The sequence below is a fragment of the Pelobacter propionicus DSM 2379 genome (genome assembly GCF_000015045.1).
In the GTDB taxonomy this organism is placed as follows: Bacteria; Desulfobacterota; Desulfuromonadia; order Geobacterales; family Pseudopelobacteraceae; genus Pseudopelobacter; species Pseudopelobacter propionicus.
The window spans coordinates 1,989,011-2,010,508 of record NC_008609.1 but is presented as its reverse complement, the minus strand read 5'-3'; the positions used below and the strand labels follow the sequence as shown (position 1 = coordinate 2,010,508).

The following is a 21,498-nucleotide window of genomic DNA, read 5'->3' as shown; positions in this document are numbered from 1 at the left end:
GAACCCTATGAAAACCGCCTTACTCATTATCGACATCCAGAACGACTACTTCCCCGGCGGCAAGATGGAGCTGGTCGGCAGTACCGAAGCTGCGGCAGCTGCGGCTCGACTGTTGGCGGCTTTCAGAAAGCAAGCCTGGTCAATCTTCCATGTTCAGCATATCGCTGCCCAACCAAGCCCCACCTTTTTTCTACCGGGGACACCGGGAGCAGATATTCATACCAGTGTTGCCCCATTACCGGGTGAATCGGTCATCACCAAACACTACCCTAGCAGTTTCCGCAACACCGACCTGCTGGAACAACTGAAATCTGCCGGTGTCGATACTCTGCTGATATGCGGTATGATGAGCCATATGTGCGTTGATACAACCGTCCGTGCTGCATTTGACCTTGGCTTCTCCTGCATTGTCACCCATGACGCTTGCGCAACCAGAGAACTGTCGTTCAAAGGCATCACAGTACCGGCAGAGCAGGTACATGCCTCATACATGTCAGCTCTTGGAGCGGTGTTTGCCCAAGTAAAGGGAGTCGATGAAATCCTTGATAACATGCAAGCGACAGTATAATCAGATGGAGTTAAAGCTAACGGCGATTATCAAACTGTATATCACCTTGAGGTAATACAGATGTGTGGTCGATTCGTGACAATCATCCCCTATGAAGAGTTGAAGCAGATTTTTGACCTTGTGGAGAGTCAGACTCGCCCCGAGCAACGCTACAATGTCGCCCCCACCCAGAGTGTTGGAGTAATCCGCCAAGCGGAGGACTCAACCAATCACTATGACCAGTCGAAATGGGGACTGATTCCGTCTTGGTCAACGGACCCGTCAAAAGGAGCTTCACTGATAAATGCCCGATCGGAGACTGTCGCAGAAAAACCCTCTTTTCGGCACGCTATCAAGAAAAACCGCTGTATCATCCCCGTGTCAGGTTTTTTTGAGTGGAGCCATGCGGGGACGGAAAAGCATCCCCATTTCATTTGCTTGGCAGATAAATCAGTTATGGCACTGGCCGGTATCTGGGAACATTGGAAATCTCCGGACGGAACCGTCTTGGAGACATTTTCCATTCTGACCACTTCCGCTAACAAGCTTATTTCAGGTCTTCATGAACGCATGCCGGTAATTCTCCAGCCAGATACTTACGGATTATGGCTTGATAGAAACCTTCAGGACCCTCACCATTTAGAACATCTCTATGCCCCTTTCCCGGATGAACTTATGACTTATTACATGGTTCCTGACCTTGTGAACAACCCTCGCTTCGATTCCCCGGCTTGCATAGTTTGTGTTTGATAAATCATATGACGGAGGCAGCGGCAAGCAAGATGACTATGTTTACTTCCAGTGAGAAGAAAAATATCATAAAGCTTCTCAGTAGCGCCACAAACCAAGATAAAATCATGACACTCGATGAGCTTCACGGCTATCTCTTTGGACTCGCAATCATCCCCGAAATGATCATGCCCAGCCAATGGACTGCCGCCATTTTTGGTGAGGAGGAATCGTTCGTAATCAACGATACAATAGAAGGAGAGCAACTTTTTGGGAGTCTGTTTTCGGCCTATAACCGCATTATCACAGACAATATGACCGGAGAGTTTGTTTTCCCTTTTGATATTAAAAAGGACTCGACCAAAGACGTTAATCGTGCGCGAGAATGGAGCCGTGGGCTTTACCGGATATTGAGCACGTCCAAGAAAATATTCAAGGTTTACGATGAAATCAAAAAAGGTAGCGATAACCAGAGCATAGACAACGAGACGTTTGCCGTTTGTTACTGCATTCTGAAGGCAGTTGCGTATCCGGAAAAGACTCCAGAATTGTTGGAGCGATTACAAAAGGGAGTAAGAACTGATATTGGACCCGTGATTTCAGATGCCAATTTCATTTCCATGCTTCCTGCTGCAGTTGTCAGTATCAGGGAGTACGCTATGGTTGTTAAGGAAGTCATAAAAAACTCCGAGACCAGCACAACAATCAACCCATCCTCTCCCCTACAAGTCGTCAAGATTGGCCGCAACGACCCGTGCCCCTGCGGGAGCGGTATAAAGTACAAGAAATGTTGTGGAAAATGATTATTCCCAATAAAGCTGTTACCCCATGAAACAGCCCAATTCGCTTGATACCCCTGTCGAACGCCTCTCCGGTTCAGTTGAACGGGTCACCTTCCACAGTGAAGAATCCGGCTTCTGTGTGCTCCGTACCAAAGTCAAGGGACAGCGGGAACTGATTACCGTTATCGGTTCCGCTGCATCCATCACCCCCGGTGAATACATTGAGTGCATTGGTATCTGGACAAACGACCGAACCCACGGACTACAATTCAAAGCCAACCAGTTGAAAGTCGTACCACCAAGCACACTTGAAGGAATTGAGAAATATCTCGGCTCAGGGATGGTCAAGGGAATTGGTCCTCACTTCGCCAAGATTCTCGTCAAAGCTTTCAAAGAGGATGTCTTCACCGTAATCGAATCTGAACCAGAGAAGCTGCTTACTCTTCCCGGTATCGGTCGAAAGCGCATGGAGAAGGTGACAAGTGCCTGGTCCGAACAGAAAGTCATTCGTGAAATCATGGTCTTCCTTCAATCGCACGGAATCGGAACAGGACGAGCGGTCAGGATATACAAGACCTATGGCGACGAATCCATTCTCAAGGTAACTGAAAACCCTTACAGACTCGCACTGGATATTCACGGTATTGGTTTCAAGACCGCAGACACTCTTGCCATGAAGCTGGGGATCGCTGCTGATTCACTTATTCGCGCTCAAGCCGGTGTCCGTCATGTTCTTCAGGAAATTGCAGATGATGGACATTGTGCTGCGCCATGGGTTGACTTGGTTAAATCTGCAGCCGAACTTTTGGAAATACCAGCAAGCATTATAGAAGAGGCCATTCATGCTGAAATTGCAGAAGAGAACCTTATCCAGGAGGATATTGAAGGCTCAGCCTGTCTCTTCCTGATCCCTCTGTTTCGTGCTGAATCCGGAACCGCTACAAGCATCACCCGGCTCCTACGGGGAACACCTCCCTGGGGAGTAATTGATGCAGAAAAGGCTATTCCCTGGGTAGAAGCAAAGACCGGCCTGACACTATCCAGTTCCCAACGTGATGCCGTCATTTTAGCTCTCAACAGCAAAGTCGTGGTTATTACCGGTGGTCCTGGTGTTGGCAAAACGACCCTGGTCAACAGCATACTGCTCACGATCCAGGCAAAGCAGATGAGGGTTACTCTCTGTGCACCGACCGGACGTGCTGCCAAAAGATTGTCGGAATCAACCGGTATTGAGGCAAAGACCATCCACCGCTTGCTGGAGTTCGACCCGCAGTCATTCGGATTCAAGCGAAATAAAGATAATCCGCTGGAAACCGACCTGGTGGTTATAGACGAATCTTCAATGGTTGATATAGCCTTGATGAATAAGCTTCTGGCTGCCGTTCCAACCAATGCAGCTCTGATGATTGTTGGAGACGTTGACCAACTCCCCTCTGTCGGTCCCGGCTCCGTGCTTTCGGATATCATTGATTCGGGAGTAGTGCCTACTGTGAGGCTTACGGAGATATTCCGTCAAGCAGCAAATTCACGCATCATCGTCAATGCCCACCGAATCAATAAGGGTGAGATGCCTCTCAAAGCCGAAGGCACCGAACTATCGGACTTTTATTTCATTCCGACCAATACTCCGGAAGAAATCCATGACAAACTCATTCAGGTTGTCACAGAGCGTATCCCCAAGAGATTTGGTCTTCATCCGGTGAAAGATATCCAGGTGCTTACCCCAACGAATCGTGGCGGTCTTGGTGCGCATTCATTGAATGCCGAGTTGCAGAAGGCGCTAAACGAAAAGGCGGAACCAAAAGTCACACGATTCGGCACCACCTTTGCTCCCGACGACAAGGTCATCCAGACGGTGAACAACTACGATAAAGAGGTGTTCAACGGTGACATCGGTCAGATTACTGAGATTGATGTCGAAGAAGGATTATTACAGGTTGATTATGATGGCAGAACTGTTGAATACGAGTTCGGCGAACTGGATGAGGTTTCTCTGGCCTATGCCACCAGCATCCATAAAAGCCAGGGATCGGAATACCCAGCGGTGGTGATTCCTTTGGCCATGCAGCATTACACGCTGTTGGAGCGCAATCTGATATACACTGCCGTCACCAGGGGAAAGAAGCTCGTGACGATCATCGGTCAACCAAAGGCGCTAGCAATGGCGGTCAAGAACCGGAAGTCGAATAAGCGACTGACTAAGCTGGCTTCTAGAATATCAGAATCCGGGTAAAAGGATTTCGTAATGATAGACACATGGATAACTGATTTAACTCACTTTTTTGATGATGCTGGTGATCTTGTATCAGAACCGGCACAGGCAAAAGCCCTCGCAGAATACTTTGCAACAATTGTGTTCATGGCTTCATATCCAGACCATGAATATCCTCCGGAATACATCGTGAAATGTCGCCGGCGACCAAATCGCAATCCTTGTCTGGGTGAAATAGTCGGCATCATCAATCCTGAAACCGACGATATCATGTGGATGTGCCAAAAGTGCAATGACAAGGGTATAATCAGCAACTGGCGGGGTTCAATGTGGGATTTGAGCGATTCAGAGCAACTAGTACACTAAATACTCAATTATTGGAGGTTTGGGACATGAGATTTTCATTTATTTGCTTGATGGCTGTCTTGGTGCTGGCTGGGTCTGTTTCTGCTAAAGAGCCTGAAATTGCGAAAGACACGTTTTCTATTATTCATTCCAGGAAGAGCGTGAGATCATTTACCGGCGCATCTGTCAGCAGGGAAAACCTCGAAAAGATCATCCGGGCCGGGATGGCCGCGCCAACCGCAGTGAACAAACAGCCGTGGTCATTTGTTGTGGTGACCGAAAAGAAGACCATCAACGCTTTGGCTGCTGGACTCCCGACCGCACGCGGCATCGAAAAAGCCGGGGCAGTTATCATTGTCTGCGCAGAACCGGAGAAAGCCCATATGCAGAGCAAAGACTTAGCGGTTGTTGACGCATCCCTGGCCAGCGAGAACATTCTGCTGGCGACCGAGGCCTTGGGCCTGGGCGGGCATTGGACCGCTTCATTCCCCTATGAAGATAAGATGAAACATGTGCGTACGGTACTCGGCATACCGGCCAACATAATTCCTCTGAACGTCATCTTGGTCGGTGTCCCAACCGGTGAAGACAAGCCGAAGGACAAATTCCAAAAGGATAAAATTCACTGGGGAAAATGGTAAGCTATTCAAAAAGGAGAATTTTATATGGACAAGCCACTTACAGGTAAGACTGCAATTGTAACCGGTGCCAGCTCCGGTATTGGATACGCTACTGCTATTACATTAGCTCGTGCAGGCGCTGCCGTGGTGTCAAACGCCCGGCGCAAAGACCGACTGGATAAGTTGGTAGAGGAAATAACTGCTCAAGGAGGAAAAGCACTCGCGGTTGCAGGTGATGCGGGAAGTCAGGAGGATATTGACCTGCTGCTTGAACAGACTTTGACTTGGAAAGAGAGCGGCGGCAAGTATGATATTGTCGTTGCAAACGCTGGTCGTGGACTGGCAGGTGGCATCCTTGACAGTGATGACTCACAGTGGCAGGAATTATACCAGACCAACGTAATCGGTGTGGCCAGCCTGATACGACGGGTAGGTCAATATATGGCTCAACAGAAAAGCGGCGATATTGTGGTCATTGGTTCGGTCGTGGGGAAAAATATTTCTCCATATAGCGGTTTTTACGGTTCCAGTAAATTTGCAGTCGGTGCTCTTACCGAAGCACTGCGCCGCGAGATTTGCCAGTACGGGGTACGTGTTTCCTTGGTAATGCCGGGAATTGTGACCAGTGGATTTCAGGAAGTGGCCGGATATAATCAGGAAAACTTTGGTAAATCAATTGCCCAGTTCGGGAAAGTACTCGAACCTCAGGCTATTGCCGATAGTATCCACTGGCTGCTTACTCTGCCGCCTCATGTGAACATCAATGAAATTATGGTTCGCCCCACAGGCCAGAGTTTTCCATAACCCCATATCAGAAGGAATTATAAATGCTCGATTTCATAGTGAACCATCAGACATGTACAAAGTGCGGCCAGTGTGTCACCGATTGTCTGGCGACAATCATCTCCCTGAACGAAGACGGCCCCTTCATTGCCCCGGAAAAAGAAGCTAACTGCTACAGATGCCAGCACTGCTTAACCATTTGTCCAACGGGTTCTATTTCCATTTTGGGTCTCGATCCCGAAAAGAGCCTGCCGCTGACAGGAGATTTTCCAAATGCTACGCAAATGGAGCTTCTTATCAAGGGGCGTCGTTCAATCAGACATTACAAACCTGAGAATCTGGAACCGGAAGTGGTGCAACGATTACTGGACGTAGCTTCTCATGCACCAACCGGAAGGAATGACCGTCAGCTTCTTTTTACCATTGTTGACGACCGTGATAAATTGGCAAAACTGCGTGAAGAAATGATGAACGGGCTTGGACGGATAATTCGGGAGAAATCACTTCCGGAAGGCCGAGAGTTCTTTGCCGATATTTATAAAGCATGGGAAGAACAAGGTATCGACACCCTTTTTCGTGGTGCCCCGCATCTTCTATTGGTTTCTGCTCCCTCTGACACTGCAACCCCTGTTCAGGACTGTTTGATAGCCATGACCACGTTCGAGTTGTTCGCCCAGGCGCTTGGTGTTGGCACTGTTTGGGATGGGCTGCTCAAATGGGCTATCTGTGACTTGATGCCTGAGTTTCGCAGTCGTTTAGGAATTCCAGAGAATCATGTATTTGGCTACGCGATGGTATTCGGAAAACCAGCGGTACACTATGCACGGACTGCCCAACGAGAAACAGCTCAAATTCATCGAATAAATTGATATGTCAATGCAATTTCAACTTCTAACAAACCACATTATATGATCCGCGCAAGTATTTTTTAGAAATTGAAAGGATATGTGTTGTGCTCGATCAGCTCTGCAGCCCTTTGAACTGGCGATGTAGAACTCACAAAATGATTAAGAACGAAATATCTTTTTGTAACAGCTATCGAAAATATGGCGTTAAGTTTCGATTGTGCGGAAAATCAGGGGAGGGTCTTGCGGGGACTTGTTAGTCATGCTCATGAGCATGTAGGGCTTTAGCGTGAAAAAAATAAGGGCCGCGAATCGCAGCCCCTTGTTTCTACATTGTTGGTTTCAGCTGCGCATAATCCTTATTACCATTTCGTCTTACGATAAAAAATGTTTACGCGGCATTTGTGTCGCTGTCTTTGTCGATCAGGACCACGCTGTCTGATCCGATGCTGGTGATGATACTGTTAAGCTTTTGCTCCCATGCTTCAAGTGCCTGCTGTTTTTCCCTAGCGTACGAGTAACGATTGTAAACATGGCCAACACCCTGCTTTTGCCTTGTAATGTGGTTCTGTAACCGGTCAATCATATCACCGGTAATCTCCATTTCTGCCCATCTAGTCGCGGCAGTTCGGCGCAAATCATGAGGAGTAAAATGCGGTACCTTTAGACGGTCAATCACCTTACTGTGAGGCGTATGCGGAAGATTCTGCTTTATGTCGTGGGTCATGGTTCTAACTTCATAAGGTTTGGCAGGCTTTGGAGGCGTTTCGTCAGGTTTAGCTGGATTAGCTGGTGATTCAAAAATAAATCCAGACGCATCACCAATTAGCTGTTTAGCTGTTATTGTCAGGAAAACACGATGCGCCTGTTTGTTCTTGGAACGTGCGGCAGGAATCTCCCACCATTCACCATCAATTTCGTTACGGTGCATGCCAATAATTTCCCCAGGGCGCTGACCCGTTACAAGTATCAACTTTAATGCTCTTTTGATGCTGTCACTCATTTTACATTCATCGAGGTTATGCCAAAAGGTCTTAATCTCTTTTTCAGATAATACCCTTTCCCTTGATGTTTCATCATTCGGCCTACTCATCATAAGAAATGGGTTAACTTCCAGAGCAGCGCGCTCTAATGCCCACGAAAACATTTTGCGGGTATACGCAAGAATCCGATTTGCCATTACAGGTGCGCCTCGTTCTTTGATTTCATCCAACACAAGGACAAGGTCTCGTCGTTTGATGTCAGTCAGTTTTCGCTTTCCCCATCTCGGAACTATCTCTGATTTTAATGCGCGTTCGATTTCTTTCCACCCCCGATTATTCTCTTTACAGTAAATTCTGATAAACTCGTCAACAAACTCTTTCACAAACGGCGTATGCTTACGGTCAAGTCTTGCCTGTTCGAGTTCTGCGAGGGGGTCGATTCCATTTTTCAACTTAACCTTAGCGATGTCGAATGCTTCTCTTGCATCTGCCAGTGAAACGTCGGGATAGCCCCCATCTTTTAAGCGCATGTATTTTTTTCGCCCATCAAATGTATAGATAAAATACCAGGCTTTTTCGCCAGAAGGATAAACACGAATTGAGAATCCCTGCCCCTCCCTCTTCCAATACTCCTTATCTGCCGGTTTCAGACTCATAATAAATTTATCAGTAAAACGAGTTCCGGTTGCCATTGTATTTTCCCTTCAAATATACTACCGTATCCTATAGCGTATCCTTATAAAGCATAATATACTAACATTACAAGATATACCAGTCTTTTTCCGTATCCCCTCACGTATCCTCTGATGGCTTTACTTTATGAAATCGAATGAAACAACTTGTGACAACACAATTTATAAATAGCTGAAATTAAATGACAAAAATGATTAATTGGGCGTACTTGAATGCGGTTGAAACAACCTCAAAATATGAATATAACTGACTCGAAATCAGGTGTACGGAAACGTACCTAGGGTTCGAATCCCTACCTCTCCGCCACAAAAAAAATAAAGGGTTATGGCAATTTGCCGTAGCCCTTTTTGTTTAACCGCTTTTTGTGCCCCCCCTGGTGCAACCTATTGTTGTCCCACAGCCCCCTCCATCTTTTAATGGATACTCATTCCATTGTTATTCTGCTCTGATTTCTGCTATGTAAGAAAGCTCATGTGAACCGTTGACATGCACCACCACCCCACCGGAGGCCTGCCACCCCATGAATCCCGAGCTGATCAAGACCCTCTGGGCCACCGCCGACAAGCTGCGCGCCAACATGGACGCCGCCGAGTACAAGCACATCGTGCTCGGCCTCATCTTCGTCAAATACATCTCCGACACCTTCCAGACTCGCAGCTCTGAGTTGCGGGAGCGCTTCGGCAATCCCGATGACGAGTATTACATCCAGGATGCCGACGACGAAACCCTGGTCTGCGAGCTGGAGGACCGGGACTATTACCGGGAGGTGAACACCTTCTGGGTGCCGGAGGCGGCGCGCTGGGAGAATATCCGGGCGCAGGCCAAGCAGCCCGACATCGGCAAGCGCATCGACGACGCCCTGACCCTGATCGAGGCCGAAAACCCCAAGCTGAAAGGGATCCTTGACAAACGCTATGCCCGCGTGCAGCTCCCCGACGGCAAGCTGGGGGAGCTGGTGGACATGGTCTCCACCATCGGTTTCGGCGTCACCGGGGAGAGCGCCCGCGACATCCTGGGGCAGGTGTACGAGTATTTCCTGGGCCAGTTCGCCAGCGCCGAGGGGAAGCGGGGCGGCCAGTTCTACACGCCGGCCAGCATCGTCAGGACCCTGGTGGCGATTCTCGCCCCTCATCATGGCCAGGTGTACGACCCCTGCTGCGGTTCCGGCGGCATGTTCGTCCAATCGGAAAAGTTCATCGAAGCCCACGGCGGCAGGATCGGCGATGTCTCCATCTACGGCCAGGAGTCCAACCCCACCACCTGGCGGCTGGCGGCCATGAACCTGGCCATTCGCGGCATCGACTTCAACCTGGGCAAGGAGCCGGCCGACACCTTCGTCCGCAACCAGCACCCCGACCTGCGGGCCGACTTCGTGCTGGCCAACCCGCCCTTCAACGTCTCCGACTGGTGGCACCCCAGCCTGGAGGGTGACCCGCGCTGGGAGTACGGCACGCCGCCCCAGGGGAACGCCAACTACGCCTGGCTGCAGCACATGCTCTACCACCTGAAACCGACCGGCCGGGCCGGCATCGTGCTGGCCAACGGTTCCATGTCCTCCAGCCAGAACTCCGAGGGGGAGATCCGCCGCGCCCTGGTGGAGGCGGACAAGGTGGAGGTCATGGTGGCCATGCCGGGGCAGCTCTTCTTCAACACCCAGATCCCGGCCTGCCTCTGGTTCCTGGCCAAACAGAAGAGCGTCCGCCAGGGAGAGGTGCTGTTCATCGACGCTCGCAAGCTGGGCACCATGATCAGCCGGGTGCAGATCGAGTTCAGCGACGAGGATATTCAGAGGATCGCCGACACCGTGCATGCGTGGCGTGGTGATGGTGAAATCCCCCTCAATCCCCCTTTGCCAAAGGGGGAGGCCGAAACAATTCCCCCCTTTACTAAAGGGGGGCCGGGGGGGATTTATCAGGACATCCCCGGCTTCTGCCGCAGCGTGTCACTTGCCGAAATCGCCGAGCACGGCCATGTCCTGACGCCGGGGCGCTATGTGGGTGCAGAGGCGGTGGAGGACGACGACGAGGCATTCACCGAGAAGATGCAGCGGTTGACCGAGACCCTGGGCGAGCAGATGGCCAGGGGCGCGGAACTGGACGAGCTGATACGCCGGAAGCTGGGAGGGCTGGGGTATGAGTTCTGAGTGGCCGTATAAAAAACTATCTTTATTGGGTACCTTCGATAGGGGCAAATCTAAACATCGTCCTCGCGATGCTGCACATTTATACGGTGGGCCTTATCCGTTTATTCAAACAGGTGATGTTACCGCAGCAGGTGGGAGGATTACGACCTACCGACAAACCTACAGTGAAGCAGGGCTTGCTCAAAGTAAGCTGTGGCCTAAAAACACTCTCGCGATTACTATTGCTGCGAACATTGCTGAAACGGCATTACTAACATTTCCTGCTTGTTTTCCAGATAGTGTTGTTGGATTTACAGCACATCCAGAAAAGGCAGATGTAAGATACATCGAGTATTTATTTCGCGCAATGCGTGAGAATGTTAAACGTCGTGCTTATGGGTCAGTACAGGAAAATATCAATCTTCAGGTTTTGCGTGACCTTGCATTTCCAATTCCTTGTTTGAGCTTGCAGGTAACCATTGCAGATTTCCTGACTACGCTCGACGACCGCATCACCCTCCTCCGCGAAACCAACATCACCCTGGAAACCATCGCCCAAGCCCTGTTCAAATCCTGGTTCGTGGACTTCGACCCCGTGCGCGCCAAGCAGGAAGGGCGCGAACCGGAAGGGATGGACACCGACACCGCCGCGCTCTTCCCCGACTGCTTCGAGGAATCGGAACTGGGGTTGGTGCCGAAGGGGTGGCAGGTTACAACCCTCGCAGACGCGTTCGAGATCAATCCAAAACGATCACTAAAAAAGGGCTCGATTGCACCCTATCTGGATATGGCCAGTCTGGCTACAAGCGGCCATTGTGTTGAGAACCCAATACAACGCGAAATGGGTTCAGGCGCAAAGTTTCGAAACGGCGACACATTGCTAGCCCGCATTACACCCTGTCTGGAGAATGGGAAGTCTGCTTTTGTTGATTTCCTTGTGGATGAACAGATTGGTTGGGGCTCGACAGAGTTTCTTGTTCTTCGACCTAAAGCGCCGCTGCCGGAATACTTCGGCTATTTGCTGTGTCGCCACCATGCATTCAGGGATTACGCCATTCAAAGTATGTCGGGTACAAGTGGCCGGCAACGCATTCAAAATGATGTGCTTGGTCGCTACCATCTTGCAATACCGAACAACGGGGTAGCTACTGCGTTTACTGAAGTAGTCCAAGCAATTCAAAAACGGATTACAGGGAACCACCAATCAGCCCAAACCCTCGCCACCCTCCGCGACACCCTGCTCCCCCGCCTGATCTCCGGCCAGTTGCGTTTGCCGGATGAAGTTTGTAGGTTGGGGGGGAACGGATGTATCGTGAACCCCAACATTTCGGCGCTGGCATCATTAACCCCGTTGGGGTTCGTACCTCACCCCAACCTACGAAATAATGAGGTTTTCCCCTTGAATAATCAGCCACCTTTCACCATCACACCACGGATTGTGCAACAGGTAGCGGAGATCGTCGAACTTCTGACACGCTGGTCGATATCGGTAGAATCTGCCCAGTCGCCACAACTGCGGCGAGCCAACCGCATCCGCACCATCCAGGCCTCCCTGGCCATTGAAAACAACACCCTAAGTATCGAGCAGGTGACCGATGTCCTGGAGGGGAAAGCGGTGATCGGTCTGCCGCGCGAGATTCAGGAGGTAAAAAACGCCTACACCGCCTACGAACGGCTCCCCGAGTGGCAACCCCAGAGCGAAGCGGACCTGCTGGCGGCCCACGGCCTGCTGATGGCGGGATTGGTGAACGAAGCCGGCGCGTACCGGGGCAGCGGTGTGGGGGTCTTCAACGACCGGGGATTGGTCCACATGGCGCCCCCTGCCGGACGGGTCGCCACGCTCATGGCGGATCTGCTGGCCTGGCTGGCGACCGACCCGGTGCACCCCCTGATCGCCAGTTGCGTGTTCCATTACGAATTCGAATTCATCCACCCCTTTGCCGACGGCAACGGCCGCATGGGGCGTTTATGGCAGACGCTGATTTTGAGTAAATGGCAACCGCTGCTGGCGTATCTGCCGGTTGAATCGCTGATCAGAGTGCGCCAGGCGGGCTATTACCAGGCCTTGGCGGATGCGGACAAACAAGGGGATTCGACGGTATTCATCGAGTTTGTTTTATTGGCCTTGCAGGATACCTTGTCCGATGCCCTCGCAAAAACGTCGGGGAAAACGTCGGGGAAAACGTCGGGGAAAACGTCGGGGAAAACGTCGGGGAAAATCGTCGCGGCCCTGCGGCAGAATCGTTCAATGACTATTCCGGAGCTGGCTGAAATGATCGGCGTCACCACACGCTCCATCGAGCGCAATCTGCAAAAGCTGCAAGGCGAAGGCCGGTTGCGTCGTGTCGGGCCGGACAAGGGTGGTTATTGGGAAATACTGGAGTGACTTTCGCCGCTTGAGCGCTATCTTTTCCCCCCAAGTCGCCCCTCAAATTTGTAGGTTGGGGTGAACGGACGTACCGTGAACCCCAACGTTACGGCGTCGGCACCCTTGACCCCGTTGGGGTTTGTGACTCACCCCCAACCTACGAACTACTCTCATGGGATGATGACCTATGAACTATAGGCGGGTAAAAACTGAAGGTGGCACCTATTTTTTCACGGTTAACCTTGCTGACCGTCGCCAAGCCACACTCGTGGATCATATTGATCTGCTGCGTTCTGTCATCAGCCTGGTAAAAGATCGACATCCGTTTGCCCTCGAATCAATCGTAATAATGCCCGAACATCTCCACACAATCTGGACGCTGCCAGAAGGAGATAAAGACTATCCCACCCGGTGGGCTCTTATCAAAGCAGGTTTCTCCCGAAATATTGCAAAGGTCGAGATGATAGGTGCAAGCCGGGCCGCCAAAGGTGAGCGTGGCATCTGGCAACGTCGCTATTGGGAGCATCTGATTCGTAATGACGAGGATTTTACGCGACATGTGGATTACATCCATTTCAATCCGGTTAAACATGGCTATGTGTCAAACCCGATTGACTGGCCGTATTCCTCCATTCACCGCTTTGTAGCATCAGGGATAGTGCCGGCCAATTGGGGGGCTTTGTCTTTAGAAATTTCGGGGGATTTCGGTGAATAAGAGTCGTTGGGGTTCGTACCTCACCCCAACCTACGAAAACCTGCCTGTGTAGGTTGGGGTGAACGGACGTACCGTGAACCCCAACGATGCAATTTAATCCATCGGAGACAACATGACCGAAGAACACCTGGAACGGGAAACCCTGGGTTGGCTGGCGGATACCGGCTATAGCTACCGTTATGGACTGGATATCGCGCCGGATGGACCGCAGCCGGAACGCGGCAGCTACAGCCAGGTGCTGCTGGTTGGCCGCCTGCGCGAGGCGATCAACCGGCTGAATCCCCTTGTTCCCCAAGTGGCCCGCGAAGACGCCCTGCAACAGGTGCTCAACCTGGACACACCGGTGCTCCTGGCCGCCAACCGTGCCTTCCACCAACTGCTGGTCAACGGCGTGCCGGTCCAGTACCAGCAGGAGGGCGAGACGCGGGGCGACTTCGTGCGCCTGATGGACTTTGGCGACGCGGGCGCCAACGAGTGGCTGGCGGTCAACCAGTTCTCCATCAAGGGGCCGAAATTCACCCGCCGCCCGGACATCGTCCTGTTCGTCAACGGCCTGCCGCTGGTGCTGCTGGAGCTGAAGAACCCGGCCGACGAGAAGGCGGACATCTGGAAGGCCTACGACCAGATCCAGACCTACAAGGAGCAGATCCCGGACGTCTTCCAGTACAACGAGATCCTGGTGATCTCGGACGGCACCGAGGCGCGCCTGGGGTCTCTCTCCGCAAACAGGGAACGCTTCATGGCCTGGCGCACCATCGACGGAGTCACGCTCGACCCGCTGGGGCAGTTCAACGAACTGGAGACCCTGGTGCGCGGCGTACTGGCCCCGGACTACCTGCTGGACTTCCTGCGCTTCTTCGTGCTGTTCGAGGATGACGGCACCCTGGTCAAGAAGATCGCCGGCTACCACCAGTTCCATGCGGTGCGCTCGGCCATCGACCAGGTGGTAGCGGCATCCCGGCCCGGCGGCAGCCGCAAGGGGGGCGTGGTCTGGCATACCCAGGGCTCGGGCAAAAGCATCACCATGACCTGCTTCGCGGCGCGGGTCATGCGCGAAGCGGCCATGGAGAACCCCACCATCGTTGTCATCACCGACCGCAACGACCTGGACGGGCAACTGTTCGGCGTGTTCTCCCTTTCCCAGGAGCTGCTGCGGGAACAGCCGGTGCAGGGAGAAACCCGCCAGGACCTGCGCGACAAGCTGGCCAACCGCCCCTCGGGCGGCATCGTCTTTGCCACCATCCAGAAGTTTATGCCCGGTGAGGATGAGGACAGCTTTCCGATCCTGTCCGACCGTCACAACATCGTCGTCATCGCCGACGAGGCCCACCGCACCCAGTACGGCTTTGAAGCCAAGTTCAAGGGGGATGCCAAGGGGTATCAGGTGGGCTATGCCCAGCATCTGCGGGATGCCCTGCCTAATGCCACCTTTGTGGCCTTCACCGGCACCCCGGTATCATCGGAGGACCGGGACACCCGGGCCGTGTTCGGCGATTACATCAGCATCTACGACATGCAGCAGGCCCGCGACGACGGCGCCACCGTGGCGATCTACTTCGAATCGCGCCTGGCCAAGCTGGGGCTGAAGACAGACGTGCTGCCGGAGATCGACGCCGAGGTGGATGAACTGGCCGAGGATGAGGAGGACGACCAGCAGGCCCGGCTCAAGAGCCGGTGGGCGGCCTTGGAAAAGGTGGTCGGCGCCGAGCCGCGCATCAAACAGGTGGCGGCCGACCTGGTGGCCCACTTCGAGGAACGTAACCAGGCCCAGAGCGGCAAAGCCATGGTGGTGGCCATGAGCCGCGACATCTGCGTCCACCTCTACAACGCCATCATCGCCTTGCGGCCGGAGTGGCACGACGAAGACCCGGAAAAGGGTGCCATCAAGATCGTCATGACCGGCTCCGCCAGCGACAAGCCGCTGCTGAGGCCGCACATATATGCCAAGCAGACCAAGAAGCGCCTGGAAAAGCGCTTCAAAGACCCGGACGACCCCCTGAAGCTGGTCATCGTGCGGGACATGTGGCTGACCGGCTTCGATGCCCCCTGCGCGCACACCATGTACGTGGACAAACCGATGAAGGGGCACAACCTGATGCAGGCCATCGCCCGGGTCAACCGCGTCTTCCGCGACAAGCAGGGCGGGCTGGTGGTGGACTACATCGGCATCGCCAACGACCTGAAGCAGGCACTCAAGGAATACACCGCCAGCAAGGGGCGCGGCCGACCGACCGTCGATGCCCGCGAAGCCTACGCGGTGCTGGAGGAGAAGCTGGACATCCTGCGGGCCATGCTGCATGAGTTCGACTACAGCGGCTTCCTCACCGGCGGCCACGGTCTGCTGGCCAGGACCGCCAACCATGTGCTGGGGCTCCAGGACGGCAAGAAGCGCTTCGGCGATACGGCGCTGGCCATGTCCAAGGCCTTCACCCTCTGTTGCACCCTGGATGAGGCCAGGGCCGTGCGGGAAGAGGTGGCCTTCTTCCAGGCGGTCAAGGTGCTGCTGACCAAACGGGAGATCAGCACTCAAAGGCGCACGGACGAAGAACGCGAGTTGGCCATCCGCCAGATCATCGGCTCGGCGCTGGTATCGGAAGATGTGGTGGACATTTTCCAGGCAGTCGGGCTGGACAAGCCCAACATCGGCATCCTGGATGACGAGTTTCTGAACGACGTCCGCAACCTGCCGGAACGGAACCTGGCGGTGGAGCTGCTGGAGCGGTTGCTGGAAGGGGAGATCAGGACCCGCTTTAGCACCAACATCGTCCAGCAGTCCAGGTTCTCGGAGCTGCTGGCCAAGGTCATCGCCCGCTACCAGAACCGGGCCATCGAAACCGCCCAGGTCATGGAAGAGTTGATCGCCATGGCCAAGAAGTTTCGGGAATCCATCAACCGGGGGGAAGAGCTGGGGCTTAATGCCGATGAGTTGGCCTTCTACGACGCCCTGGCCAACAACGAGGAAGCGGTGCGTGAGATGGGTGACGAGATACTGAAGAAGATCGCCCATGAACTGGCGGAGAACCTGCGGAAGAACATCAGCGTAGACTGGTCGGTGCGGGAAAGCGTGCGGGCCAAGCTGCGGCTGATGGTGAAGCGCATCCTGCGAAAGTACAAGTATCCGCCGGACCGGCAGGAAGAGGCGGTACAGCTGGTGCTGGACCAGGCGGAGACGCTGAGCGCGGAGTGGGGGTAGGTCTGGTTGAAAATGGGGAGCGAGTACTACCGGCTCGTATGAATACCAATTCGACCTGAACCGACATTTTAACTTGCCATCCCGAAGAACTGTTTTAGCCTTGCTATGTCGTGATGTTTTTTTGTGTGAGAGAATCACCGTTTTCAGACAAACCAGCAGGGCTTCATTCAATTCACCGGACTATCATCTCTCTCAAACTGAATATCCAGCTGTCTTTCCGGGCGATCTTTGCGGGAACAGCCGCTCTGGGAGAATGCTACAATGTGCCTTTGGCCGGAAGGCGGGGTGCGAGGAAAGGGAGGAACCATGCCAGTTGCCGATTTAACGACCTACCGCCGGATGCTGGACCGGGCACGGGAGAACCGTTTTGCCTATCCGGCCATCAACGTAAGCTCACTGGCCACGGCCAACGCCGTGCTGCGGGGCCTTGCCGAGGCCCGCTGTGACGGCATCATCCAGGTATCCACCGGGGGAGCGGCGTTTGCATCGGGCACCGCGCTCAAGGATATGCCCCTGGGTGCCATCTCCATTGCCGAGCATGTCCACCGGGCCGCCCAGCGCTACCCCATCTATGTGGCACTGCACACGGATCACTGCCCGGCCGACAAGCTGGACAGCTTCGTGCTACCGCTGGTGGCAGAGACGGAGCGGCGCCGGGCCGCCGGGCTGCCCAACCTGTTCAACAGTCACATGTTCGACGGCAGCGCCCTCGCGCTCAAGGATAATCTGGATACGGCTACAAGGCTTCTGGAGCGCTTCACGGCCTGTGAGCTGATCCTGGAGATCGAGACCGGCGTGGTGGGAGGCGAGGAGGATGGCATCAAGGCCGATGCCAGTGCCAAGCTCTACACCACCCCCGAGGAAACCCTGGAGGTGGCCAGGCGCCTCAACCCGCTGGGGGGGCACTATCTTCTGGCCGCCACCTTCGGCAATGTCCACGGGGTCTACAAACCAGGCGCCGTCAAATTGCGGCCTTCGGTCCTGAAGGAGTGTCAGGATGCGGTGGTCACACGCTACGGCGAAGCGGCACGTTTTCACCTTGTCTTCCATGGAGGCTCAGGTTCGGAACTCCACGAGATCCGCGAGGCCCTGGATTACGGCGTGGTGAAGATGAACATCGACACCGACACCCAGTACGCCTTCACCCGTCCCATCGCCGGCCACATGTTCAGCCACTATGACGGCGTGCTGAAGGTGGACGGAGACATGGGGGACAAGAAGGCCTATGATCCCCGCACCTATCTGGCGCTGGCGGAAACAGCCATGGCCGAGCGGGTCAAGCGAGCGGTGAGCGATCTGCGGGGGACCAACAGCACACTCTTCACGGGGTAATTCGCCTGCCGTGATAGTGCCGCAACCAGAGAATCAGGAGGTGCATCGTGAAACTGCCAGACCACAAAACGAAAATCATCTGCACCATCGGTCCGGCTTCTTCAAGCCGGAAGGTCATGGAGGAGATGCTTATGGCCGGAATGAACGTGGCCCGGCTCAATTTTTCCCATGGTTCCTTCGAGAGCCACCGCCAGGTGATTGGCGACCTGCGCGCCGCTTCCCGTGCCACCGGCAAGCGGCTGGCCATCATGGCGGACCTCCCTGGACCGAAGATGCGCATCGGCACGCTCAAGGATGAACCGGTGGAACTGAAACCGGGGGATTCCATCGTGCTGACCAGCGATGACATCGACGGTGATCGGGAGAGGGTGTCAGTGTCTTTCAAGCGACTTCCCCAGGTGGTCACCCCCGGTAATGCCCTCTACCTCAACGATGGCATCATCCAGATCGAAGTCGTGTCCGTCATTGGCAACGACGTTGCCTGCAGGGTCGTGGTGGGAGGAGAACTCCGTTCACGCAAGGGGCTCAACCTTCCGGATATTGATCTCGGCATCAGCGCTTTCACGGAACGTGATCATGAGTGCCTGACGTTTGCCGCCCAGGAGGGGGTGGACGCCGTCAGCCAGTCTTTCGTGGAAAACGGCGACGACATCAGGGCGGTGCGGCGTGCGGCCGAGGATATGGACTACCACCCCTTTATCATCGCCAAGATCGAGCGCTCCAACGCCCTGGAACAGATGGATGATATCCTCGATGCCTCCGACGGCATCATGATCGCCCGGGGAGACCTGGGGGTGGAGGTGCCCATAGAGAGGATCGCCATCATCCAGAAGGATTTGATGCGCAAGGCCAACAGGCGCGCCAAACCGGTCATCACGGCAACCCAGATGCTGGAGTCCATGACCGAGACCCGACGCCCCACCCGTGCCGAGGCTACGGATGTGGCTAACGCCATCCTGGACGGCACCGATTGCGTCATGCTCTCGGGAGAGTCCGCCATGGGGAAGTATCCCGTGGATGCCGTGGCCATGCTCGCCAGCATAGCGGCTGCCGTGGAGCCCCACAAGCGGCAGATCACGGTGAAAGAACTGTACGGGGGAGGGGATTTCAAGGGCACGCTCAAGCCGGCGCACCTGATCGCCGTGTCGGTGGAGGCGAGCGTTACCTACGCATCCCCGGCGGCGGTGTTCGCCCCGACCCGCAGTGGCGCTACCGCCCGGAGCCTGTCGCTCTTCAGGCTGCCGGTCTGGGTCGCGGCGGTGAGTTCCCGCCACCAGACTTGCCAGGACCTGGCCTTCTCCTACGGCGTGTTTCCCGTGCACGAGACAGGGCATCCCGAGGATTGGGATGCCTTTGTGCGCAGGTGGGTTGAGATGTATCGGGCGCCGGGAGATATTGCCATCCTGACGGAGGGGCCCTCCACACGGCACCCCGACGCCCACAACCGGATGGAAATCATCCAACTGTAACCTGCAATGGCAGGCAAGGCAGATCTTCTCATGCATGGACCGTGTCCATGGCAACGCAGGCGTACCGACATATTCCAGGGAGGTAAGAACGATGAATGCATTACGAACATGTGTAGTTCTGGCCGTAGTTGCTGCGATTCTCGGTGGATGCTGCGGTGGCGGCTCCACCAAGGTTCAAAGCACGACGACAACCACAACCACCGGGCAGCAGTTGATTGACCTGAAGAAGGCCTACACCGAGGGTGCCATAACCGAAGAGCAGTATAACAAGATGAAAAAACAGGTGCTTGAAAGTTCGGGTGGAGAGTAGCATCCCCCATGCCCCGTGCCCTGCTTGATCGTTCCGCAACGGGACGGCGCTTCCGTTTACCGGCCCTGCTTGCCATGGCAGGGGGCTTTCTGCTGGTCGCGGCCCCCCACTCATGTCTTGCAACGGCCATGAATGGACCTGACCGGGGGGGGGAGACGCGCTCCGCTCCATCCCCCGGTCAGGAAACCTCACCCTTGCGGTTCGTATTCCTGGGGGCCATCCATCTGTACCGCACCTACGTATCACCCATCGATGGCCCACGCTGCGGCTTTACCCCCTCCTGTTCCGCCTTTGCCCGGCAGGCTGTGGGCGAGTATGGAGGACTGCGCGGCGTGATAATGACGGCTGACCGCCTGACACGCTGCAACATCTTCAAAAAACCCGGACCGGACTATCCCCTCCTTCCCAACGGCAGACTCTTTGATCCCGTCTCCGCACATACCCTGACCGAACAATGACCGATACCGTGAACCGTCTCATTCTGCTGGTTGTGGCGCTGCTGCTCATCCTCCCCACCCCCAGTCACGGGGAGGGCGCCGGAATACTGCTGACCGAGGAGGTCCAACTGAAGCTTGGCGACGCCTTCATGGCCGAGGGGGAGTACTATCGCGCCATAACCGAATACAAGAAGCTCATCATCCTGTTCCCCGCCTCCCGGCGGGTGGAGGACGCCGGATTCAGGATCGCCATGGCGTACTACCGGGGAGAGGAGTACGAAGCTGCGGTGCGTGCCTTTGCCGCGTTCCAGGTTAACCACCCTGGCAGCGGATATGCACCTCAAGCGGGCTACTATGAGGGGATGAGCCATCTGGGGCTGAACAGGCCCGAAAAAGCGGAGAACTCTTTCAGCAGGGTAGTCGCGACCTATCCCGATTCTGACTCTGGCCGCAGGGCACTGCTGGGGAACTCACTGATCCGGTTCGACCGCAAGGACACCGCCGGTTGCCGCCAACAGCTGGAACGCTACCTGGCTGACTATCCCGGCGATGAAAGGGCCCACAACGTCAGTGAGGCCATCAGCCTGTTGGACCGGAACCGGGAGCCGCCTCAAAAATCTCCCCTGACGGCCGGTCTTCTCTCCGCGCTGATCCCCGGCAGCGGTCATATCTATGCCGGTCACTATGGCGACGGCATTACCTCCTTTTTTCTCAACGGATTGTTCATCGCCGGCACCGTCATGTCCGTGAAGCAGGAAAACTACGCGGTGGCGGGGCTCGTCGGAACCATCGGACTTCCCTTCTACATCGGCACTATCCATGGTGCTGCCAACGCGGCGAACCGCTACAACCTGGGCATCAGGAAAGACCTGCGTGGCCAGCTCTCCGTCATGCTCGATATCCAGTTCTGACGGCCATGAACAGCCGCACCGCAGAGAGGCGCGCTGGCCCGTACCCCCTCCCGTGATGGCGCGAAAACATCCTCTGAGACCTGCACATCAATCTTGCAAGCC

Annotated in this window: 18 protein-coding genes; 17 read left to right on the top strand and 1 reads right to left on the bottom strand. The window is 54.7% G+C overall.

What is annotated here, in order from left to right; all coding sequences use genetic code 11:
• Window positions 1-7 precede the first annotated feature (7 nt).
• The 8 genes from PPRO_RS09290 to PPRO_RS09255 are packed head-to-tail and all read left to right on the top strand — an operon-like array spanning window position 8 to window position 6,887.
• On the top strand, window positions 8-568 hold the full coding sequence (locus PPRO_RS09290) for a cysteine hydrolase family protein (protein ID WP_011735754.1): 561 nt from the start codon (window positions 8-10) through the stop codon (window positions 566-568).
• 60 nt (window positions 569-628) lie between these two features.
• Window positions 629-1,297, top strand: coding sequence for an SOS response-associated peptidase (locus PPRO_RS09285; RefSeq protein ID WP_011735753.1), 669 nt, complete (start codon window positions 629-631; stop codon window positions 1,295-1,297).
• Between the two features lie 38 nt (window positions 1,298-1,335).
• A complete protein-coding gene (locus PPRO_RS21655) occupies window positions 1,336-2,079 on the top strand; it encodes a YecA/YgfB family protein (protein WP_269634969.1) in 744 nt (247 codons plus the stop codon).
• Window positions 2,080-2,104: 25 nt separating this feature from the next.
• On the top strand, window positions 2,105-4,291 hold the full coding sequence (gene recD2, locus PPRO_RS09275) for an SF1B family DNA helicase RecD2 (RefSeq protein ID WP_011735751.1): 2,187 nt from the start codon (window positions 2,105-2,107) through the stop codon (window positions 4,289-4,291).
• Window positions 4,292-4,303: 12 nt separating this feature from the next.
• The gene (locus PPRO_RS09270; RefSeq protein ID WP_011735750.1) at window positions 4,304-4,636 is read left to right on the top strand and encodes a hypothetical protein; all 333 of its coding nucleotides are present in this window, start codon (window positions 4,304-4,306) and stop codon (window positions 4,634-4,636) included.
• Between the two features lie 26 nt (window positions 4,637-4,662).
• Window positions 4,663-5,256 carry a nitroreductase family protein gene (locus tag PPRO_RS09265; RefSeq protein WP_011735749.1) on the top strand — a complete coding sequence of 198 codons (594 nt, stop codon included), beginning with the start codon at window positions 4,663-4,665 and terminating at the stop codon, window positions 5,254-5,256.
• Window positions 5,257-5,280: 24 nt separating this feature from the next.
• Complete coding sequence (locus PPRO_RS09260) at window positions 5,281-6,039, top strand: SDR family oxidoreductase (RefSeq protein ID WP_011735748.1); 759 nt, start codon at window positions 5,281-5,283, stop codon at window positions 6,037-6,039.
• Window positions 6,040-6,062: 23 nt separating this feature from the next.
• Window positions 6,063-6,887 carry a nitroreductase family protein gene (locus PPRO_RS09255; RefSeq protein WP_011735747.1) on the top strand — a complete coding sequence of 275 codons (825 nt, stop codon included), beginning with the start codon at window positions 6,063-6,065 and terminating at the stop codon, window positions 6,885-6,887.
• A gap of 367 nt (window positions 6,888-7,254) precedes the next feature.
• On the opposite strand, the gene PPRO_RS09250 is transcribed toward PPRO_RS09255, so the two are convergent.
• Window positions 7,255-8,538, bottom strand: coding sequence for a tyrosine-type recombinase/integrase (locus PPRO_RS09250; RefSeq protein WP_011735746.1), 1,284 nt, complete (start codon window positions 8,536-8,538; stop codon window positions 7,255-7,257).
• A gap of 521 nt (window positions 8,539-9,059) precedes the next feature.
• Between PPRO_RS09250 and PPRO_RS09245 the strand changes: the two genes are divergently transcribed.
• The 9 genes from PPRO_RS09245 (at window position 9,060) to PPRO_RS09200 (ending at window position 21,396) form a co-directional block, all read left to right on the top strand.
• The gene (locus tag PPRO_RS09245) at window positions 9,060-10,682 is read left to right on the top strand and encodes a class I SAM-dependent DNA methyltransferase (protein WP_011735745.1); all 1,623 of its coding nucleotides are present in this window, start codon (window positions 9,060-9,062) and stop codon (window positions 10,680-10,682) included.
• Complete coding sequence (locus PPRO_RS21230; RefSeq protein ID WP_198138342.1) at window positions 10,672-13,047, top strand: restriction endonuclease subunit S; 2,376 nt, start codon at window positions 10,672-10,674, stop codon at window positions 13,045-13,047. The genes PPRO_RS09245 and PPRO_RS21230 overlap by 11 nt, the downstream gene beginning before the upstream one ends.
• A 169-nt stretch (window positions 13,048-13,216) precedes the next feature.
• Window positions 13,217-13,744: an REP-associated tyrosine transposase gene (locus PPRO_RS20130; RefSeq protein ID WP_011735743.1), complete on the top strand. Its 528-nt coding sequence runs from the start codon at window positions 13,217-13,219 to the stop codon at window positions 13,742-13,744.
• A gap of 112 nt (window positions 13,745-13,856) precedes the next feature.
• Window positions 13,857-16,937: a type I restriction endonuclease subunit R gene (locus PPRO_RS09225; RefSeq protein WP_011735742.1), complete on the top strand. Its 3,081-nt coding sequence runs from the start codon at window positions 13,857-13,859 to the stop codon at window positions 16,935-16,937.
• Between the two features lie 306 nt (window positions 16,938-17,243).
• Window positions 17,244-18,269 carry a class II fructose-bisphosphate aldolase gene (fbaA, locus tag PPRO_RS09220; protein WP_041532230.1) on the top strand — a complete coding sequence of 342 codons (1,026 nt, stop codon included), beginning with the start codon at window positions 17,244-17,246 and terminating at the stop codon, window positions 18,267-18,269.
• 47 nt (window positions 18,270-18,316) lie between these two features.
• Window positions 18,317-19,738, top strand: coding sequence for a pyruvate kinase (gene pyk / locus PPRO_RS09215; RefSeq protein WP_011735740.1), 1,422 nt, complete (start codon window positions 18,317-18,319; stop codon window positions 19,736-19,738).
• A gap of 91 nt (window positions 19,739-19,829) precedes the next feature.
• Window positions 19,830-20,048, top strand: coding sequence for an SHOCT domain-containing protein (locus PPRO_RS09210; protein ID WP_041532229.1), 219 nt, complete (start codon window positions 19,830-19,832; stop codon window positions 20,046-20,048).
• Between the two features lie 8 nt (window positions 20,049-20,056).
• Window positions 20,057-20,506, top strand: coding sequence for a membrane protein insertion efficiency factor YidD (gene yidD / locus PPRO_RS19485; RefSeq protein ID WP_011735738.1), 450 nt, complete (start codon window positions 20,057-20,059; stop codon window positions 20,504-20,506).
• A gap of 8 nt (window positions 20,507-20,514) precedes the next feature.
• Window positions 20,515-21,396 carry a tetratricopeptide repeat protein gene (locus PPRO_RS09200; RefSeq protein ID WP_198138341.1) on the top strand — a complete coding sequence of 294 codons (882 nt, stop codon included), beginning with the start codon at window positions 20,515-20,517 and terminating at the stop codon, window positions 21,394-21,396.
• Window positions 21,397-21,498 lie beyond the last annotated feature (102 nt).

What these genes read in the sequence shown, in the direction of transcription:
- PPRO_RS09290 (WP_011735754.1), top strand. Translation starts at nt 8, where the DNA reads ATGAAAACCGCCTTACTCATTATCGACATCCAGAACGACTACTTCCCC.
- PPRO_RS09285 (WP_011735753.1), top strand. Translation starts at nt 629, where the DNA reads ATGTGTGGTCGATTCGTGACAATCATCCCCTATGAAGAGTTGAAGCAG.
- PPRO_RS21655 (WP_269634969.1), top strand. Translation starts at nt 1,336, where the DNA reads ATGTTTACTTCCAGTGAGAAGAAAAATATCATAAAGCTTCTCAGTAGC.
- recD2 (WP_011735751.1), top strand. Translation starts at nt 2,105, where the DNA reads ATGAAACAGCCCAATTCGCTTGATACCCCTGTCGAACGCCTCTCCGGT.
- PPRO_RS09270 (WP_011735750.1), top strand. Translation starts at nt 4,304, where the DNA reads ATGATAGACACATGGATAACTGATTTAACTCACTTTTTTGATGATGCT.
- PPRO_RS09265 (WP_011735749.1), top strand. Translation starts at nt 4,663, where the DNA reads ATGAGATTTTCATTTATTTGCTTGATGGCTGTCTTGGTGCTGGCTGGG.
- PPRO_RS09260 (WP_011735748.1), top strand. Translation starts at nt 5,281, where the DNA reads ATGGACAAGCCACTTACAGGTAAGACTGCAATTGTAACCGGTGCCAGC.
- PPRO_RS09255 (WP_011735747.1), top strand. Translation starts at nt 6,063, where the DNA reads ATGCTCGATTTCATAGTGAACCATCAGACATGTACAAAGTGCGGCCAG.
- PPRO_RS09250 (WP_011735746.1), bottom strand. Translation starts at nt 8,538, where the DNA reads ATGGCAACCGGAACTCGTTTTACTGATAAATTTATTATGAGTCTGAAA.
- PPRO_RS09245 (WP_011735745.1), top strand. Translation starts at nt 9,060, where the DNA reads ATGAATCCCGAGCTGATCAAGACCCTCTGGGCCACCGCCGACAAGCTG.
- PPRO_RS21230 (WP_198138342.1), top strand. Translation starts at nt 10,672, where the DNA reads ATGAGTTCTGAGTGGCCGTATAAAAAACTATCTTTATTGGGTACCTTC.
- PPRO_RS20130 (WP_011735743.1), top strand. Translation starts at nt 13,217, where the DNA reads ATGAACTATAGGCGGGTAAAAACTGAAGGTGGCACCTATTTTTTCACG.
- PPRO_RS09225 (WP_011735742.1), top strand. Translation starts at nt 13,857, where the DNA reads ATGACCGAAGAACACCTGGAACGGGAAACCCTGGGTTGGCTGGCGGAT.
- fbaA (WP_041532230.1), top strand. Translation starts at nt 17,244, where the DNA reads ATGCCAGTTGCCGATTTAACGACCTACCGCCGGATGCTGGACCGGGCA.
- PPRO_RS09210 (WP_041532229.1), top strand. Translation starts at nt 19,830, where the DNA reads ATGAATGCATTACGAACATGTGTAGTTCTGGCCGTAGTTGCTGCGATT.
- yidD (WP_011735738.1), top strand. Translation starts at nt 20,057, where the DNA reads ATGCCCCGTGCCCTGCTTGATCGTTCCGCAACGGGACGGCGCTTCCGT.